The 16828-nt window shown below is 63.2% G+C and carries 17 protein-coding genes; 11 read left to right on the forward strand and 6 right to left on the reverse strand.

What is annotated here, in order from left to right; genetic code table 11:
* Nucleotides 1-23: 23 nt before the first annotated feature.
* The 4 genes from AB7290_RS14715 to AB7290_RS14730 all read right to left on the reverse strand — a co-directional run bounded on the left by AB7290_RS14715 (nucleotide 24) and on the right by AB7290_RS14730 (nucleotide 3638).
* Complete coding sequence (locus AB7290_RS14715; protein WP_157791113.1) at nucleotides 24-1106, reverse strand: pyridoxal-phosphate-dependent aminotransferase family protein; 1083 nt, start codon at nucleotides 1104-1106, stop codon at nucleotides 24-26.
* Between the two features lie 92 nt (nucleotides 1107-1198).
* Nucleotides 1199-1696, reverse strand: a complete 498-nt coding sequence (locus tag AB7290_RS14720) for a LeuD/DmdB family oxidoreductase small subunit (RefSeq protein WP_085404246.1) — start codon at nucleotides 1694-1696, stop codon at nucleotides 1199-1201.
* Entirely contained in the window at nucleotides 1693-2955 is a 1263-nt protein-coding gene (locus AB7290_RS14725; RefSeq protein WP_085404247.1) for a 3-isopropylmalate dehydratase large subunit, read from the reverse strand. The genes AB7290_RS14720 and AB7290_RS14725 overlap by 4 nt, the downstream gene beginning before the upstream one ends.
* Nucleotides 2956-2957: 2 nt before the next feature.
* On the reverse strand, nucleotides 2958-3638 hold the full coding sequence (locus tag AB7290_RS14730; protein WP_085404248.1) for an RraA family protein: 681 nt from the start codon (nucleotides 3636-3638) through the stop codon (nucleotides 2958-2960).
* Nucleotides 3639-3728: 90 nt separating this feature from the next.
* Here AB7290_RS14730 and AB7290_RS14735 point away from each other — a divergent pair, with 90 nt between their 5' ends.
* Nucleotides 3729-4463, forward strand: coding sequence for an IclR family transcriptional regulator (locus AB7290_RS14735; RefSeq protein WP_085404249.1), 735 nt, complete (start codon nucleotides 3729-3731; stop codon nucleotides 4461-4463).
* A 232-nt stretch (nucleotides 4464-4695) separates the two neighbouring features.
* Here AB7290_RS14735 and AB7290_RS14740 read toward each other — a convergent pair whose 3' ends face one another.
* Both AB7290_RS14740 and AB7290_RS14745 read right to left on the reverse strand, forming a co-directional pair.
* Nucleotides 4696-5283: an ANTAR domain-containing response regulator gene (locus AB7290_RS14740; RefSeq protein WP_085404250.1), complete on the reverse strand. Its 588-nt coding sequence runs from the start codon at nucleotides 5281-5283 to the stop codon at nucleotides 4696-4698.
* A complete protein-coding gene (locus AB7290_RS14745; protein WP_063982316.1) occupies nucleotides 5280-6455 on the reverse strand; it encodes a transporter substrate-binding domain-containing protein in 1176 nt (391 codons plus the stop codon). The genes AB7290_RS14740 and AB7290_RS14745 overlap by 4 nt, the downstream gene beginning before the upstream one ends.
* A 409-nt stretch (nucleotides 6456-6864) precedes the next feature.
* Between AB7290_RS14745 and AB7290_RS14750 the strand changes: the two genes are divergently transcribed.
* The 10 genes from AB7290_RS14750 to AB7290_RS14795 all read left to right on the forward strand — a co-directional run bounded on the left by AB7290_RS14750 (nucleotide 6865) and on the right by AB7290_RS14795 (nucleotide 16667).
* Nucleotides 6865-8265 (forward strand): amidase, encoded by a 1401-nt coding sequence (locus AB7290_RS14750; protein ID WP_085404251.1) that lies wholly within the window; start codon nucleotides 6865-6867, stop codon nucleotides 8263-8265.
* A gap of 17 nt (nucleotides 8266-8282) precedes the next feature.
* Nucleotides 8283-9281 carry an acetamidase/formamidase family protein gene (locus tag AB7290_RS14755; protein ID WP_085404252.1) on the forward strand — a complete coding sequence of 333 codons (999 nt, stop codon included), beginning with the start codon at nucleotides 8283-8285 and terminating at the stop codon, nucleotides 9279-9281.
* Nucleotides 9282-9339: 58 nt separating this feature from the next.
* Nucleotides 9340-10557, forward strand: coding sequence for an urea ABC transporter substrate-binding protein (locus AB7290_RS14760; protein ID WP_084795064.1), 1218 nt, complete (start codon nucleotides 9340-9342; stop codon nucleotides 10555-10557).
* A gap of 98 nt (nucleotides 10558-10655) precedes the next feature.
* Complete coding sequence (locus tag AB7290_RS14765) at nucleotides 10656-11522, forward strand: ABC transporter permease subunit (protein ID WP_028151201.1); 867 nt, start codon at nucleotides 10656-10658, stop codon at nucleotides 11520-11522.
* Between the two features lie 12 nt (nucleotides 11523-11534).
* Complete coding sequence (locus AB7290_RS14770) at nucleotides 11535-12608, forward strand: branched-chain amino acid ABC transporter permease (protein ID WP_085404253.1); 1074 nt, start codon at nucleotides 11535-11537, stop codon at nucleotides 12606-12608.
* A 2-nt stretch (nucleotides 12609-12610) separates the two neighbouring features.
* Entirely contained in the window at nucleotides 12611-13330 is a 720-nt protein-coding gene (locus AB7290_RS14775; protein WP_085404254.1) for an ABC transporter ATP-binding protein, read from the forward strand.
* Nucleotides 13320-14045 carry an ABC transporter ATP-binding protein gene (locus AB7290_RS14780; RefSeq protein WP_038942017.1) on the forward strand — a complete coding sequence of 242 codons (726 nt, stop codon included), beginning with the start codon at nucleotides 13320-13322 and terminating at the stop codon, nucleotides 14043-14045. Before AB7290_RS14775 ends, AB7290_RS14780 begins: the two co-directional genes overlap by 11 nt.
* A gap of 49 nt (nucleotides 14046-14094) precedes the next feature.
* Complete coding sequence (locus tag AB7290_RS14785; RefSeq protein WP_028158375.1) at nucleotides 14095-14856, forward strand: SDR family NAD(P)-dependent oxidoreductase; 762 nt, start codon at nucleotides 14095-14097, stop codon at nucleotides 14854-14856.
* 86 nt (nucleotides 14857-14942) lie between these two features.
* On the forward strand, nucleotides 14943-16346 hold the full coding sequence (locus tag AB7290_RS14790) for an amidase (protein ID WP_354130344.1): 1404 nt from the start codon (nucleotides 14943-14945) through the stop codon (nucleotides 16344-16346).
* Nucleotides 16347-16535: 189 nt separating this feature from the next.
* Nucleotides 16536-16667 (forward strand): hypothetical protein, encoded by a 132-nt coding sequence (locus AB7290_RS14795; protein ID WP_256468556.1) that lies wholly within the window; start codon nucleotides 16536-16538, stop codon nucleotides 16665-16667.
* The last annotated feature ends 161 nt before the right edge of the window (nucleotides 16668-16828 follow it).

The following is a 16828-nucleotide window of genomic DNA, read 5'->3' on the forward strand; positions in this document are numbered from 1 at the left end:
GCCCTCGTGGGTTCAGCGATTGCTCATGCGGTTGCGGCGAGGTACTCGGTGGCCGCCTTGAGCCCGGCGCCGGGTTCGATCGGCAGGCCGAACTTCGTGAGTGCGTCCTCGAGATGCAGAAGGTCGGTCAGAATGGTCCCCGCGCTCAAAGCACCCATCGTGCCAAACCGGATGACACGGCCGGAGAGACGGTTGCGGGCGCCTGCGATCACCGTGCGGTGATCCTGGTAGAGCTGCCGCACGATGGCTCCGCCTTCGAGCCCGTCGGGGACCTTGAAAACCACGACCGTGTTCGAGCGTGGCTCATCGCGGCAAAAATCTGCGAGTCCGAGCGCCGCGCCGCCGGCGCGCAACGCGGCGGAGAGCTTCTTGTGGCGCGCGAGCACATTGGCGAAGCCTTCCTCGTGCATCATCGTCAAGGCCTCACGCAGGCCATAGATGAGGCTCACCGGTGCCGTGAACGCGGTCTCGTTCTGCTCTGCGGATTTCAGCGCGCGACGGAAATCCCAATAGAAGGCCGATCGCTGCTCGTCCTGCCCGATCACGCGCCACGCCTTGGCGCTGACGCTGGCAAGTGCGAGGCCGGGTGGGCACATCAAGGCCTTTTGCGAGGCCGAGACAACGATGTCGACGCCCCATTCGTCCTGCCGCATCGCGATGCCGCCGAGACCGCTGACGGAGTCTGCGATGAGCAGCGTTGGCCGGTCGCGCACCAGTGCGCCGAGCGCCGCGAGATCGGCCACGATCCCGGTCGAGCTCTCATTGTGCACGACGACGACGGCGCGATAGGCGTGCTCGCGCAATCGGGCTTCCACCGCGGCGACATCGATCGCCTGGCCCCATTCGATCGCGACCGTGTCGACGGTGATGTTCATGGCCTTGGCGATCGTGGTGAAACGCTCACCGAACTGACCATGCTCGACTACGAGGATCCGATGGCCCGGTCCGGCCACGTTGACGAGCGCAGCCTCCATAACGCCGGTTCCGGAGCTCGCAAAGAACAGGATGCGGTTCGTCGTGCCTAAAATCGGGCGGATCATCTCCTCCGCCTCGCCGATTGCAGTCCGGCATTCGGGTCCGCGATGGTTGACCATCACCCGAGCCATCGCCTGCCGCACCCGCTCGGGCACTTCGGTTGGACCGGGAAGCCGAAGACGGTATCCCGTCGAAGCAATGGCGCTCGGAGTGTCTGTGGTCGTCATAGCTTGAAGTCACCGTTTTGACGCATGTAGGGAACGAGGCCGCCCGCGCGCAGGATCGCCAGCATAATCGGCGGCAGCGGCTCCGGGCTGAGCGTCTCGCCGCTGCGTTCGTTGCGGATCGCGCCGGTGCCGTCGGAGATCAGGATGTCGCCCTCGCGAATCCCGCCGGTTTCGCAGACAAGCGGCAGCAGGCCGTTGTTGATCGCGTTGCGGTAGTAGGTGCGCGAGAAGCTTCGCGCCATCACCGCCGGAATGCCGGCCCCGAGCACGGTCGTGACGGCAACCTCCATCGCCGAGCCGCAACCGAAATTCTTGCCCGCCACCAGGATGTCTCCGGGTTGCACAGAAGCTGCAAAGGTCGGATCGACATGCTCGAACAGGAATTGCCTGAGAACGGCAGGGTCGAGGCTCTCCCGCTTGCGGGTCGAGCTGATGATGGAGTCGGTGTTGACGTCGTCGCCGACAAGTCGCGCGCGTCCTCGCAGGGCTGTCATCGCGACACCTCGCGAGGATCGGTCACGACACCGCGGGTCGCGGCGGCTGCGCAAGCTGCCGGGGAGGCGAGATAGATCGATGCCTTGGCGTTGCCCATGCGGCCTTTGAAGTTGCGGTTGGCGGTCGAGATCACCGAAACCCCGTCGCCGGGGATCACCCCGCAGGTCCCGCAGCAGGAGCCGCAGCCCGGCTCGACCACGGTGGCGCCGAAGCCGACCAGGGCGTCGAGCGTGCCATCGGCCGCCATGGCGTCGCGGACCTCGCGCGATGCCGGCGTGACCACGAGCTGCACGCCGGGTGCAACGCCTCCACCCGCCTCGAGCACGGCGAGGGCTTGATGGAAGTCGCGTAACCTGCCGCCCGTGCAGGTGCCGAGATAGACCATCTGTACCGGCGTGCCGGCCGCATCCTCGAGCGCCACGACCTGATCCACCAGATGCGGCAGCGCGATCCGCGGCGTGAGGGCGTCGAGCGCGATCTCCACGGTCCGGCTGTAGTGCGCATCCGGATCCGCTGCGACCGGTTCGAAAGCCTGGCCGGTGCGGCCCTGCAGATAGGCGACGGTTTCAGCATCGGCCGGGAAGATGCCGGTCTTCGCGCCCATCTCGACCGCGAGATTGCTCAGGACGAGGCGGTCCTCCAGCGCGAGGGTGGCGACACCCGGTCCCGCGAATTCGAGTGCCTGATAGGCGGCACCGTCAGCGCCGAGCATGCCCGCGAGGGCCAGTGCGATATCCTTCGCATAGACGCCGCTCGGCAGTTGTCCGGTCAGGACGACGCGGATCGAATCCGGCACGCGCAGCCAGATCCGGCCACACAGCATGACCGCGGCGAGATCGGACGAGCCGATCCCGGTCGCAAAGCAATTCAGTGCCCCGTATGTCACGGCATGGCTGTCGGCTCCGACGACCAGACCACCCGGCAGAGCGCGGCCCGTCTCCACGATGAGCTGGTGACCGATTCCTTCACCGGCTTCATGCAGCGTGACGCTGAACCGCCTGGCGAAGTCCCGCATCACGCGGTGCAGCTCGATCGTCTGCGGGCTTGTCGGCGGCACGTAATGGTCGAGCGCAAAGACCAATCGGGCGGCATCGCGCACGTTCTCTCCGCCCATCGCCTTGAAATAGTCGAGCGCCATCGGGACCGAACCGTCGGTGCCGAGCGCGCAATCGACCTCGCAGACCACGAGGTCCCCGGCGTGCGCATCCTGCCCGGATTTTCGAGCGAGGATCTTCTCGGAGATCGTACGCCCGGCCATCGCTAGACCTCTGGCATCTCGCAGCCGAGACGTCGGAGCGAGGCGTCGACCCAGCTACGATCGAGCGTACCGGCTTCGATCGCCGCCATTTGCTTGGTCTCGGCAGACTGCTTGGCTTCGGCTGCCTCGATCACCGCTCGGCAATCGTCGATGGCGACGGCTAGCACGCCGTCGTCGTCGCCCAGCACCAAATCGCCGGACTGGATGACCATGCCGCCGATCGCGATCGGTCCGTTGATCTCGCCCGGACCGTCTTTGTACGGACCGCGATGGGTGACACCCGCCGCGAAAACGGGAAGGGGGTTTGCCCGGATCGCAGCGGCATCGCGGATCGCGCCATGGATAACGATGCCGGCGACGCCGCGCCGGGCGGCCTGCGCGAGCATCATCTCGCCGAAGATTGCGTTGCTGAGGTCGCCGCCCGCATCGACCACGATGACGTCGCCGGCAACCGCGATGTCGAGCGCTTTGTGGACCATCAGATTGTCGCCGGGGCGCGTCTTCACGGTCAAAGCGGGACCGGCCATGCCGCCAGCCGCATGCATCGGCCGGAGCGTGGCGCCGCCAGCGGCCATGCGCGACATCACATCGCTGATGTTGGCGACCGGAAGGGCGCGAGCCCGTTCGACCCATTCGCTTGCGACAACACGCTTGCGGGAAAGGATCCTGAACCCTACGGCCATATCAACCCCATTGAAAATGGAACGGCGTTACGCATAGTGTAACGGTGACGAGCCGAGGTCAACCGAAAATCGGCAGGACAGGGATTTTCGATGCCCAAGACGCAAGGGGTCGCCGCCGTGCAACGGGCGTTGGCGATCCTGGATACCTTCGCTGGAGCCGGGTCGCGCAGCCTGGCCGACATCGCCAAGATCACGGGCTTGGCGAAACCGACCGTGATGCGCTCGCTGGTGTCGCTGGATGAAGCCGGCTACGTCGTCCGCCTCAGCGACGGCCGCTACGCGCTCGGCGCAAAGACATTCCAGCTCGGCACCACCTATCGGGCCAATTTCAATCTCGAACAGCATGTGCTGCCGGTCCTTCAGCGGCTAAGCCAGGAGACGTTGGAGAGCAGTGCGTTCCACGTGCGTGAACGCGATAGCCGGCTCTGTCTGTTTCGGGTGGATTCGCCGCAGCTCGTGCGCGACGTCGCGCGGCCCACAAACCTCGCGCCACTCGATTTGACCTCGACGGGACAAGTGCTGCGGACGGCGCGCTGGGCAGACCGCACGGATGGCGGCGTGCAGGTCTTCGTCAGTTCCGGAATCTACGACGCTGTGACGGCCTCCCTCTCCACCGCCGTTTTCGGCCACGACGGAGCGCTGGTGGGCGCCATGACCGTGAGCGGCCCAATCGAACGCATCCGTCAGGCCGACCTCCAGGCGCTGGCGTCCCGGCTCACCGACGCTTCGTATCGGCTCTCACTTGTGCTCGGCGCGCCATTGCGCCGCGAGGTCGGCGCGCCGCGGATCATCAGTCTGCCATCGGCCGAAACAGGCTCTCCCTGACGCCGCCCCGTTCGGGGCAGGGCACTATTTTCGACCGGCAAGCTCGTGAATAGACTCCGCTCAGGTCTTGTACAGACTGTAGAGACTGGACTCCAAGCTCGCCTCCGCAACTCTGAATCCGGTCACGATGTCCTCGCGAAACTTGAGCCATTCGGCGTAGATCAGCCTACGCCCCACCATTGCCGGTAGGTCAGGCGAAGTGCGGTGAGGAATACACACGTATGGAAGTGAGCTAGCCGGTTGCGCGCGGGAGCATGCCCTTGGCGGTAATCTCCGCCGAAAGTTCTTCGATCGTCTTGCGTTGTTCCATGGCGGCTTTGCGGATCAGCGCAAAGGCGGCTGGTTCTGCGAGCGCGTGCGAGTGCATCACCTGGAGAACGGCGGCGAGCACGACGCGACGCGACCGAAGACGCTGCTCGAGCTTGAGCACCTGCTGCTTCAATTCGCTGGTGCGTTCGCTTCGCTCGATTGCCATGACGAGCGCCGCGTAGATGCCGGCCGAACGCAACGGCTTGACCAGGAACGAGGCTGGATCGAGCTCGAACACTAGCTTCAGCCGGCTTGGCGTTTCGGTGCCGAGCAGGGCGATGACCGGGCAGCGTCCCAGGAACGCGCGTCGTGCCGGTTGCGTCAAAGGCAGGAACTCGTCATCGATCAACGCCAGATCCGGCGCGAAGTCGATCGCCTCTGTCGGCTCCCACGCGATGCTGTCGACCCCAAGACGCTCGAACTGGCGTCGCACGATGGTTGCGTCGCGTTCGTCCTTGATGGCGACGATTGCCTTACGCCCGCGCAGCGAAAATGAAGACGGTCTGCTCATTTTACAACCCGCAAATGCGGCGCATTCGGCAATGCGCCGCCCGCCGAGGTCTCCCTCGAAGGGCTGACGGCAACGTCGAGCTGCGTCAGGTAAGGATCAGGCTTAACAGGCGCGTCGGCTTCCCAGAAGATATCAAACTGTCCTCGCGGATTGGAAACGGCAAGCCGCGGTGTAAGGACGCAATGATTGTTGCCGCCGTCGATCCAGACCGGTCCTTGCGGCGAATTGTAGCGATGGCCGGCCGCGGCGCGCCGCACCTCGGCGATGTTCGATGTGCCAGCGCGCTGCAACGCGCGCGCCAGCAGATAGACGGCGACATAGGCGGACTGCCCGTCGACCGAGGGGCTGCTGTCGTCGCCATAGCGCGCCTTCCAGCGTGCAACGAATGCGCGGTTCTCCGGCAGGCGGATGCTCTCGAAATAGGCCGATGACGTGATGCAGCCGGCCGACGCCGGTCCGACGATCGACAGTTCCGGTTCGCACAGGCTGCAGCTCAGCATCGGAATCTCGAGCCCGGCGGCCTTGGTGCCGGCGTGGAAGGCGCGAATGAAGTCGTAGCTCGAGCTTCCGACCAACGTGTTGAAGACGATCGGCGGCTTGCGGCGGACGATCTCGTCGACGATGTGCCCAACGGCGCTTTCGCCGAGTTCGAGCAGCCGTTCGGCCAGGATGTGGCCGTCTGCCGCGCTGACCAACTCCCGGGTGACGCGATTGGTCTCCCATGTCCAAACGTAATTGGAGCCGACGCAGAAGATCTCCCGTGACAGATTGTCGAGCACGTACCGGACGAGCGGCAGGACGTTGTGATTGGGCGAGGCGCCGACATAAATGACGTTGTCGGAGCACTCGAAGCCCTCGTAGCGCGCAGGATACCAGAGCAGGCGATCGGTGCGCTCCACGATCGGCAGAACTTGTTTGCGCGACGCCGACGTGTAGCAGCCGATGATGTGCTCGACGCCGACATTGCGGATGAGATCGTCGCAGACCGTATGGTATTCGGAGATGATGCCGCGAGGATCGCGGATATGAGCGGCAATCGAGAAGCCGAACTCCGTCTGGTTGTTGATCTCGTCGACCGCCATCATCGCGCTCTTGAGGATCTCGCGGCCCATAGCCTGATATGGCCCGGACTGTGAGCAGATGATGCCAACGGGAACAGACGGTTTTGTCATTGACGACTTTCGGTAGTGCAACGCGAAGATGAAATCATCATCGGCGATGACAGTGCAAGTGGCTTGCCGTTTTGCTGCGCAGCACTATCGAAATTTAGGCAGAGAGCATCGTTGACAATGCGATGGGCAGTTACTTAGACTTTTCTCCTACAGGGCTACCTGTCGAACCTCGCGTGCGCCGATCTGGCCGATGACGTCCAGCTCCTTGCACTAAGTGCTTCGTTCGATTGCGGCCCCTAAGCGATAGATCATAGCCGCGGCATTTGAGCCATTCGTCGCCTCATTCGGGAGGGACGGGTGGCTTTTTTCGTTTGCCGCCAAGGAAGCTGGCGATGCGTCCGCGTCGCCAGAACGGTGACGCATGCGCGGAGACGACCGCGCGTCACATCGAGTGTGAGGAAGAAGAACGATGGCGGCAACAGATCTCCACTATCTCGGACTCGTCGACGTCGGGCGGAAGATCCAGGCGAAGGAGCTGTCGCCGGTCGAAGCGACCAAAGCGATGCTCGGGCGGATCGAGAAGCTCGACGGCAAGCTCAAGAGTTTCGCTTATGTGATGGCTGACTCGGCGCTCGCGGACGCTGCCACGGCCGAGAAGGAGATCGCTTCCGGCAAGATCAAGGGGCCGCTGCATGGTGTGCCAGTGGCGGTCAAGGATCTCTGCTGGGCCAAGGGCGCGCCGGCGGCCCATGGCATGACCATTCATCGAGATTTCCGTCCCACCGAGGATGCAACGGTAGTTGCGCGGTTGAAGGATGCCGGCGCCATCATCCTCGGCAAGCTGCAGCAAACCGAGGGCGCGTACGCCGATCATCACCCGAAGATCGACCCACCGAAGAACCCGTGGAACGCGGATCTCTGGCCCGGCGCATCCTCGAGCGGCTCCGGCGTCGCTACTGCGGCGGGCCTCTGCTTCGGCTCGCTCGGCACCGATACGGGCGGATCAATCCGCTTTCCGTCCGCGGCTAACGGCGTCACCGGGCTCAAGCCGACCTGGGGGCGCGTCAGCCGCTACGGCGCATTCGAGCTTGCGGCGACGCTGGATCATATCGGCCCGATGGCAAGGAGCGCGGTCGATTGCGGCGCCATCCTCGGCGTGATCGCGGGTCAGGACCCCAAGGACACGACGTCGGTTCCGCTGCCCGTACCTGACTATCTCGCCAGTTTGTCCGGCGACCTTCGCGGCGTGACGATCGGCGTCGACCGGCGCTGGACCAGCGAAGGCACCGATGGCGATGCGGCCAAGGTGTTGACCGAGGGTCTGCGTGTAGCGGCCGATCTCGGCGCGAAGATCAAGGAGATCGCGTTCCCCGATCCCAAGGCGGTCATCGATGACTGGTTCCCGCTGTGCGGCATCGAGGTCGCCGTCGCGCACGAGGACACCTATCCCGCGCGCAAGGACGAGTACGGCCCGGCACTCGCTGGCCTGCTCGATCTCGGTCGGCAGCAGTCCGGCATGGACTATCAGAAGATCGTGCTCCGGCGCGAAGCGTTTCGTGGCGCCGTCCGCCTTCTGTTCGAATCGGTCGATCTCCTCGCAGTGCCGGCCCAGGCGTTCGCCGCGCCCACGCTCGCCAAGATGGCGTCGCTCGGCGAGGACGCATCGCTGATCGCAGGATTGCTTCGCTTCACATGCCCGTTCGACATGACGGGAAGCCCGACCGTGACGCTACCCGGCGGCTTCGCCGCGAATGGCGGTCCGGTTGGCTTCCAGTTCGTCGGTCGTCATTTCGATGAGGCCGGCCTCGTTCGCGCGGGCGATGCGTTCCAGCGCGTCACCGACTGGCACAAGCGTCATCCCGGGATCTGAGTTGAGGAGCCATTCGTATGTCTGCAGAAGACTGGGTGAAGAATTCCATCATGGCCAAGCGTGCGGTCGCCAAAGGCGCGACCGGGGCGACGCATAGCCTGACGATCGAAGAGCAGGGCGGCTTCCACTACGTCTACGGTCCCTATGCAAAGCCGACCCTGTCGATCGACCCCGGCGGAGTGGTGGTTGTCGAGACGGAGGATGCGTTCGGCGGTGTGCTCACCAGCGAGAGCGACAGCCCCACCGCCAAACTGAACTTTCCCTATCTCAACCCGCAATGCGGGCCGATCGCCGTCAAGGGCGCCAAGAAGGGCGATTGCCTCGCGATCTACATCCGCGACGTCGAGACGCGGGGTGAACAGCCGGCCGGTACGACCTGCATCATTCCGGAATTCGGCGGGTTGGTCGGAACAAGCTCGACGGCGCTGCTCAATCCGCCCCTGCCGGAGCGCGTGAAGAAGCTGCATGTCGACAGGAACGGCATACGCTGGAACGACAAGATCACGCTGCCCTACGAGCCGTTCATCGGCACCATCGGCGTCTCGCCGGAGATCGAGGCGATCTCGTCGCTGCAGCCTGACTACCACGGCGGCAACATGGATCTGCCCGACGTCGCGCCTGGCGCGATCATCTACTTCCCGGTGCATACCGACGGCGGGATGCTCTACGTCGGCGACTGCCATGCGACGCAAGGCGACGGTGAGCTCTCCGGCGTGGCGCTCGAGCAGCGCGCGACCGTCACGCTGCAGGTCGACCTGATCAAGAACTGGAGCTTTGCCTGGCCGCGGCTCGAGACCAAGGACTTCATCATGACGATCGGCAGCGCGCGTCCGCTCGAGGACGCGGCGCGTATCGCCTATCGCGAGCTCGTGCGCTGGATGGCGGCCGACTACGGCTTCGACGAGATCGACGCCTACATGCTGCTCAGCCAAGCCGGGCGGATGCGCCTCGGCAACATGGTCGACCCTAAATACACGATGGGAGCATCGATCCTGAAGAATTACCTCAAGCCATGACATCCAGTCGCTTTCAGAAACAGGGGATATCACGATGAGTTCGGGACGCAAGTTAGGGATGGTTTTGCTCGGCGCCATGCTCGGTACCGCAGCGGCAATGACCGTTGCTCGGGCCGCGGAACCACCGTTGAAGGTGGGTCTGCTCGAGGACGTGTCGGGCGATCTCGCCTTCATGGGCATGCCGAAGCTGCACGGCTCGCAGCTGGCCGTCGAAGAGATCAACAAGAGCGGCGGTATCCTTGGTCGGCAGATCGAGTTGATTCACCTCGATCCGCAGGGCGACAACGCGCGCTATCAGGAGTTCGGCCGTCGATTGCTCAACCGCGACAAGGTCGACGTGCTGATCGGCGGCATCACCTCGGCCTCGCGCGAGGCGCTGCGTCCCATCGTCGATCGCACCTCGACACCGTACTTCTACACCAACCAGTATGAAGGCGGTGTCTGCGACGCCAGCATGATCAGCATGGGCGCGGTGCCGGAGCAGCAATTCTCGACGCTGATTCCATGGATGGTCGAGAAGTTCGGCAAGAAGGTCTATGTCATCGCCGCCGATTACAATTTCGGTCAGATTTCCGCGGAGTGGAACCGCAAGATCATGAAGGATCTCGGCGGCGAGGTCGTCGGCGAGGAGTTCATTCCGCTCGGCGTGTCGCAGTTCGCGCAGACCATCCAGAACATCCAGAAGGCGAAGCCGGATTGGTTGCTCACGATCAATGTCGGCGCTGCCCAGGATTCATTCTTCGAGCAGGCGGCTGCGGCCAACCTCAATCTGCCGATGGGATCGTCGATCAAGGTCATGCTCGGCTTCGAGCACAAGCGGTTCAAGCCGCCGGCGCTTAACAACATGCATGCGACTGCGAATTGGTTCGAGGAGATCGACACGCCAGAGGCTACCGAGTTCAAGAAGCGCTGGCACGCGAAATTCCCTGACGAGCTCTACATCAACGACATGGGCTACAATGCCTATAATGCGCTCTACATGTACAAGGCGCTGGTCGAGAAGGCGAAGTCGATCAAGCTCGACGACATGCGCAAGGTCATCGCGACCGGCGATGCATGCATCGACGCTCCCGAAGGCAAGGTGTGCATCGATCCGAAGAGCCAGCACACCTCGCACCGCATGCGCCTGATCTCGGTCGGGCCGAAGCATGAGGTGAAGGTCGAGAAGGACTATGGGACGATCCAGCCGTACTGGCTTGGCGAAATCGGTTGCGATCTCACCAAGAAGAACGACAAGGACCAGTACACGCCGAGCCATCTCCCGAAGAAATCGTGACGCCTGACGGGCACGGATTTTGCTCGTATTGAGAGTTGTGCTCTTGGACAAGGCCGGCGCCGCAACGATGCGGCGCCGGGATCGACAAAGGGACCAAGATGTCGGCTGAAGTATTCTCGGTATTCTATCAGTTCGCCGACGTGTTCGCGTTCCTCATTCTCTCGGCCGCAGGTCTCGCTATCGTGTTCGGCATGATGGGCGTCATCAATATGGCGCATGGCGAGTTCATCATGTGCGGCGCCTATGTCACCGTTGGCCTGGTGAATCTGGGCGTTCCGCTCGCGATTGCCCAGATCCTGGCCGCGCTGACGGCGGGACTCATCGGTGTCGCCGTCGAGTTCCTGATCGTGCGGCGCTTCTACAAGCGGCCGCTGGATTCTCTGCTCGCCACTTGGGGGCTCAGCCTCATCGTGACGCAATCGATGCTCCTGATTGTCGGTTCAGCCGTGCGGGGCATCGGAACGCCCGAAGGAAGCTTCGCAATCGGCGGCTACACGTTTTCGACCTATCGTCTGGTTCTGTTCGGTTGCGCGGTGGCCGTGCTGGGCGGTCTCTACATCGTTTTCATGAAGACGCGCTTTGGTGTGATCGCCCGGGCGACGATGCAGAATGCGGCGATGGCGAAGGCGCTGGGCGCGCGAACGGGCCGAATCTATTCGATCAGTTTCGGGATCGGCACCGGCCTTGCCGGACTTTGTGGGGCGCTCTACGCGCCAACGATGACGCTGATCCCGACCATGGGGGCGACCTTCGTGGTCGAAAGCTTCGTTACGGTCGTAATTGGAGGGGCAAACGTGCTGCTCGGAACAGCGCCGGCCGCTGTGTTCCTGGCGATGATCCGGATGGCGCTGAACGCGAGCTACGGCCAGATCATCGGACAGATTGGCATGCTGGTCGCCGTTATTTTGATCATTCGGGTGTTGCCCGAGGGGCTCTCCAGCGTTCTGGTTCGTCGTGGGCGCTAAAGGGAATTTTTGATGTTCAAGCTGCTGGAAGGACCGCAGACGCTCGGACGTGGCAAGATCTTCTGGTCCTGCTTCCTTGCAGTGCTCGCGGGCGCACTGACATATCCGCTGTTCGCCGACTCCTATGATGTGGGGAATTTCGCCTATTTCCTGATCTGGATATTCATGGCGCTCGGCCTTTGCCTGATGTGGGGCTATGGCGGGATGCTGTCGTTCGGCCAGACCTTGTTCTTCGGCATCGCCGGTTACGGATATGGCGTGCTCGCGATTAACATGGGCGGCGGCACCGCAACGATCGCCGCGCTTGCGCTGTCCGTTGTCCTTGCGATGGTGGCGGCCGGCATCCTCGGCTATTTCATGATCTGGGGTGGCATCAACGGCATCTTCTTCGGGATCGTGACGCTGTCTGCGACGCTGGTGCTTGCCTTCTTCCTCGGCCAGACCGCGGGGCCCGAATGGCACATCGGCCCGGCGCGGCTGAATGGCTTCAACGGCATGAAGGGCATGGACCCGCTCGCCGTCGGCGACTTCTATATCGAGGGATCGGCGCTCTACTACGTCATGATCGCGCTGATCGTGATCGTCTATCTCGCGTTGCGCATGCTCGTGAATTCGGGCATCGGCAACGTCATCGTGGCGACGCGCGAGAACCCGCAGCGCGCCGAGATGCTGGGTTATGACGTCCGGAAATACCAGCTCCTGACCTTCGTGATCGGCAGCGGCCTCGCAGGGCTGAGTGGTGCGCTGTACACGTCCTGGGGCCAATTCATCACGCCGTCCAGCATCGGCCTGCCTGCGGCGGCGATGCCCATCGTATGGGTGGCTTTCTCCGGACGGAGCGATCTGACCGCAACTCTGGTCGGATCGTTCCTGCTGCTGTTCGGCTTTCAGACCATCACGGTCTACAGCCAGCAGGCAGCACTCGTGCTGATGGGAGCGCTGCTGCTCGCCACGGTGATGCTGGCGCCGCAAGGTTTTGTGCTCGGCATCGGCAAGCTTGCTGCCGATTGGTGGAGCGGACGTCGGCGGCGCGATGATAGCCCCGTCATGGCGGAGGCTGGTCGCTTGCACCCGGAAGAATCCTGATCATGGCGCTGGTCGAAGTCAAAGGCGTATCCAAGCGTTTTGGCGGATTGACCGCAGTCTCCGACGTCGACCTCACGGTCAACGCCGGCGAGGTCCACTGCCTGATCGGACCCAATGGCGCCGGCAAGAGCACATTGTTCAAGCTGATCGTGGGTCTCTACCCGCCGAGCCAGGGCAGCATCCTGTTCGATACCGTCGACATCACCAAGGAGCGTCCCTACGCACGCGTGCAGCGAGGCATGAGCATCAAGATGCAGGCTCCGAGCGTGTTCAAGGAGCTGCCGGTTCGGCAAAACATCCAGACTGCGCTCCAGGAACGACTGTCCGGCGCGGAACGCATCGCCGAGGAGGATCGCCTGCTGACTCTGCTCAACCTGGGGCCGGACAGCGATAAGCTCGCGGGTGCGCTGTCGCATGGCCAGCAGCAATGGCTCGAGATCGGGATGGCGCTGGCGCTGAAGCCGCAACTCCTGCTGCTGGACGAGCCGACTGCCGGCATGTCGCCGGAGGAAACCTTCAAGACCGGCGAGTTGATCAAGTCGTTCAATGCAGAGGGCATGACAGTTCTTGTCGTCGAGCATGATATGGCCTTCGTGCGCCAGGTCGCCCAGCGCGTCACGGTGCTGCATCTCGGCAAGATTTTCGCACGCGGCGATCTCGAAAGTATTTTGCAGGACGCGAAAGTCGCGGAAATTTATCTCGGTAAGACGCATGCTCACTGAACCCAATCCCACGGACCGGATTCTGGACGTATCGGAATTATGGGCGGGATACGGTGCGACGCCGATTCTGCAGGGCGTCACCATGTCGGTCTCCCGCGGCGAGATTGTCGGCGTGATCGGCCGTAACGGTGTCGGCAAGTCGACCCTGATGCGGTGCCTGATCGGTTTGCTGCAAACCTGGCGTGGCACGATCAGCTTCATGGAGCAGGACGTAACAAAGCTCGAAGCCGACGCGCGGGCGAGGGCGGGCTTCGGCTACATCCCGCAGGGACGCGATGTCTTTCCGCAGATGACCGTCGAGGAAAACCTGCAAGTCGGCGAGTTGATCGGCGGTCCCGGCGGCAAGAAGCTGCCTGAACTCGTCTATGAGTATTTTCCGCGGCTGAAGGAACGCCGGCGGCAGGCCGCAGGCACGATGTCGGGCGGCGAGCAGCAACAGCTCGCCATAGGCCGCGCGCTGATCGGCAATCCGTCCTTGATGATCCTGGACGAGCCGTCCGAGGGTATCCAGCCCTCGATCGTCCAGCACATCTGCGAGGCGCTGAGATCGTTCCGGAACGAGCTCGGGACCACCATCATCTTCGTCGAGCAAAACCTCGACACGATCCTGGCAATCGCCGAGCGTTGTTACATCATGGAGAAGGGCAAGATCGCGCAGTCGCTGGCGGGTGGCGAGGTTAACGAGGACAATGTCCGCGAGCAGCTCCTGCTCTGAACGGCCGCATGGCATGTTTTCAAGTCGTCAATAGAGGGAGGGAATGGACATGGATCTGGGACTCAAGGGAGCAAAGGTTCTCGTCACCGGCAGCACCAAGGGGATCGGTAGGGCGATCGCCGACACATTCGCGGCAGAAGGCGCGGATGTCGGCATCTGCGCGCGCAACCAGGCCGACGTCGATAGCGCAGTCGCCGCGATCAAGGCGAAGGGCGTCGCTGCCTTCGGTAGTTCGGTCGATGTCTCCAACGGCCCGGCGCTCAAGGCCTGGGTCGAGGACATGGCCTCGAAACTCGGCGGCATCGACGTCGTCGTCGCCAATGTCAGTGCGCTGTCGATCGGACAGGACGAGGAGAGCTGGGAGAAGGAATTCTCCACCGACATGATGGGCACCGTGCGGCTGGTCAATGCGGCGATGCCGTATCTCGAGAAGAGCAAGGCCGCGGCGATCGTGACCATCTCCAGCGTTTCAGGGCGGGAGGTTGACTTCGCGAGCGGCCCCTACGGCACGTTCAAGGCCGCCATCATCCACTATACGCAAGGTCTCGCCTTCCAGCTTGCCAGCAAAGGCATCCGCGCCAATTCGGTGTCGCCGGGCAACACCTATTTCGAGGGCGGTGTCTGGAATCAAATCAAGGACGGCAATCCCGAGCTTTACAAGACCGCGCTGGCGCTGAATCCGACCGGCCGCATGGGCACGCCGCAGGAAATGGCGAACGGTGCGGTGTTCCTTGCCAGCAAGGCAGCGAGTTTCATCACGGGGACCAACCTCGTGGTCGACGGTGCCCTCACGCGCGGCGTGCAGTTCTAGGCGCTCCCTGAGTAGCGCAGTCACGAAACCGGGCCGTCTGCGGTGCCGGTGGGCGAAGCCGTTTCCGACAACAGCAGGACAGTCAGATGTCAGCAGATCCAATTCACTACAAGTCGATCATCGAAATCTCCGAGCTGTTCCGCCGCGGCGAGCTTCTACCTTCGAAAGTGACCGAGGTGATGCTGGGCCGGATCGCGAAGCTCGATCAGAAGTTTCACGGCTACGCGCTCGTCCTCGCCGAGCGGGCCATGGCGCAGGCGAAGCGCTGTGACGCCGAGCTTGCCAAGGGCATCTGGCGCGGGCCGCTGCACGGCATGCCGATCGGATTGAAGGATCTCTGCTACACCACTTTCGCGCCGACCGCTGGAGGTACCACGATCCACGCTAGGTTCGTTCCCTCCTTCAACGCGACGATCGTGGACCGGCTCGAACACGCCGGCGCCGTCACGCTCGGCAAGCTAAAAATGACCGAGGGCGCCTATACGAGCCATCATCCCGACGACCAGGCGCCGCTCAATCCCTGGGGGACCGATTACTGGGTCGGCTCCTCCTCAAGCGGATCGGGCGTGGCCACTTCGGCGGGACTTTGCTTCGGCTCGATCGGCAGCGACACCGGCGGCTCGATCCGGTTTCCGTCGGCGACGTGCGGGCTGACCGGGATCAAGCCCACTTGGGGACGTGTGAGCCGCCACGGCGTCTTCCCGCTGGCTGACTCTCTCGACCATGTCGGGCCGATGTGCCGGACCGCAGCCGATGCCGCGGCCATGCTCGGCGTCATCGCGGGCGCAGACGTCAATGATCCGACCGCCCTTCAGGCGCCGGTGCCGAACTATCTGGCGGGGATCGGTGACGGCGTGCGAGGCTTACGGATTGGCGTGGACCGCAGCTACACGCAGGACGGGATCGATCCGCAGGTGGTCGCCGCCTTGCTGGAAGCGGAGCGTACGCTTGCGGACCTCGGTGCCGATATTCGTGAGGTCAAGTTCCCAGCTTACGAGAAGCTCGTGAGCATGTGGATTCCGATGTGCTCCATCGAGACCGCAGAGGCGCATCTCGAGACCTATCCGTCGCGGAAGTCGGAATACGGTCCGGATCTGGCGCAGCTGATCGAGCAGGGCAGATCGATCAGCGGCCTCGAGATCGCTCAGATCCATCATGAGCGGTTGAAGTTCTGCGGCAGCCTCGCGGCGCTGTTCGGCGATATTGACCTGCTCCTGATTCCCACCATGCCCGTTCCGATCCCAACGCTGACCAAGATGGGCGAATACGGCGCCGATCCGAACGTGCTGCTCAGCATCCTGCGCTTTACGGCGGTATTCGACTTCTCGGGCAGCCCGACCATCACGCTACCGAACGGCATGGCGGCGGACGGGTTGCCTCTCAGCATGCAGCTCGTCGGCCCGCATCTGTCCGAAGATACGCTTGCCCGCGCCGGGTATGCTTTCCAATCAGTGACAGATTGGCACACCCGACGCGCCCTTGGCGAATGAAGATCTTCGGAATTCTAGGGTGCCTATCCGAAAATCAATCATGGGGCGAGTTCAGAGAGGGGAGACGCTGAGCACGTCGAAACGAAAATTCGTCAGCGAAACTGATGGCCACGACCCTCGGCACGGTGTTCGAGTGGTACGACTTCGATCTGGCTCCAGCCGGTGAGCAGCCCGCGCCACCGGACGCGAGTGCTCCGCAACGTAGACGACGGCACCGCCATATTCGCCGCCGCATCGTCGGTCGGGCTGGCGCTCTCCATCGCGGTCATCATCGGGAGGCAGAACGTCATGAGCGAGGCCGATTTCAAGGCCTGGGGATAGCGCGCTCCCCATTTGATGATCGGGTGCTTGCCGCCAGGACCGAATGGAGCGCGTCGTGAAGCCTTGGTCCGTTCCTGATGTTGAACAGATCCGCGCTGGGAAGGCCGGCTGTCTCTACTGACGTTCGCAACCGCACAAATCGAGATAGGGCCAGGGTTAGA

The sequence above is a fragment of the Bradyrhizobium sp. 613_E4_N2_2 genome (assembly GCF_052075995.1).
GTDB lineage: Bacteria > Pseudomonadota > Alphaproteobacteria > Rhizobiales > Xanthobacteraceae > Bradyrhizobium > Bradyrhizobium barranii.

Bases quoted from the DNA above. Each gene is read 5' to 3' on its own strand.
- AB7290_RS14715 (WP_157791113.1), bottom strand. From the start codon at position 1,106: ATGGCTCGGGTGATGGTCAACCATCGCGGACCCGAATGCCGGACTGCA.
- AB7290_RS14720 (WP_085404246.1), bottom strand. From the start codon at position 1,696: ATGACAGCCCTGCGAGGACGCGCGCGACTTGTCGGCGACGACGTCAAC.
- AB7290_RS14725 (WP_085404247.1), bottom strand. From the start codon at position 2,955: ATGGCCGGGCGTACGATCTCCGAGAAGATCCTCGCTCGAAAATCCGGG.
- AB7290_RS14730 (WP_085404248.1), bottom strand. From the start codon at position 3,638: ATGGCCGTAGGGTTCAGGATCCTTTCCCGCAAGCGTGTTGTCGCAAGC.
- AB7290_RS14735 (WP_085404249.1), top strand. From the start codon at position 3,729: ATGCCCAAGACGCAAGGGGTCGCCGCCGTGCAACGGGCGTTGGCGATC.
- AB7290_RS14740 (WP_085404250.1), bottom strand. From the start codon at position 5,283: ATGAGCAGACCGTCTTCATTTTCGCTGCGCGGGCGTAAGGCAATCGTC.
- AB7290_RS14745 (WP_063982316.1), bottom strand. From the start codon at position 6,455: ATGACAAAACCGTCTGTTCCCGTTGGCATCATCTGCTCACAGTCCGGG.
- AB7290_RS14750 (WP_085404251.1), top strand. From the start codon at position 6,865: ATGGCGGCAACAGATCTCCACTATCTCGGACTCGTCGACGTCGGGCGG.
- AB7290_RS14755 (WP_085404252.1), top strand. From the start codon at position 8,283: ATGTCTGCAGAAGACTGGGTGAAGAATTCCATCATGGCCAAGCGTGCG.
- AB7290_RS14760 (WP_084795064.1), top strand. From the start codon at position 9,340: ATGGTTTTGCTCGGCGCCATGCTCGGTACCGCAGCGGCAATGACCGTT.
- AB7290_RS14765 (WP_028151201.1), top strand. From the start codon at position 10,656: ATGTCGGCTGAAGTATTCTCGGTATTCTATCAGTTCGCCGACGTGTTC.
- AB7290_RS14770 (WP_085404253.1), top strand. From the start codon at position 11,535: ATGTTCAAGCTGCTGGAAGGACCGCAGACGCTCGGACGTGGCAAGATC.
- AB7290_RS14775 (WP_085404254.1), top strand. From the start codon at position 12,611: ATGGCGCTGGTCGAAGTCAAAGGCGTATCCAAGCGTTTTGGCGGATTG.
- AB7290_RS14780 (WP_038942017.1), top strand. From the start codon at position 13,320: ATGCTCACTGAACCCAATCCCACGGACCGGATTCTGGACGTATCGGAA.
- AB7290_RS14785 (WP_028158375.1), top strand. From the start codon at position 14,095: ATGGATCTGGGACTCAAGGGAGCAAAGGTTCTCGTCACCGGCAGCACC.
- AB7290_RS14790 (WP_354130344.1), top strand. From the start codon at position 14,943: ATGTCAGCAGATCCAATTCACTACAAGTCGATCATCGAAATCTCCGAG.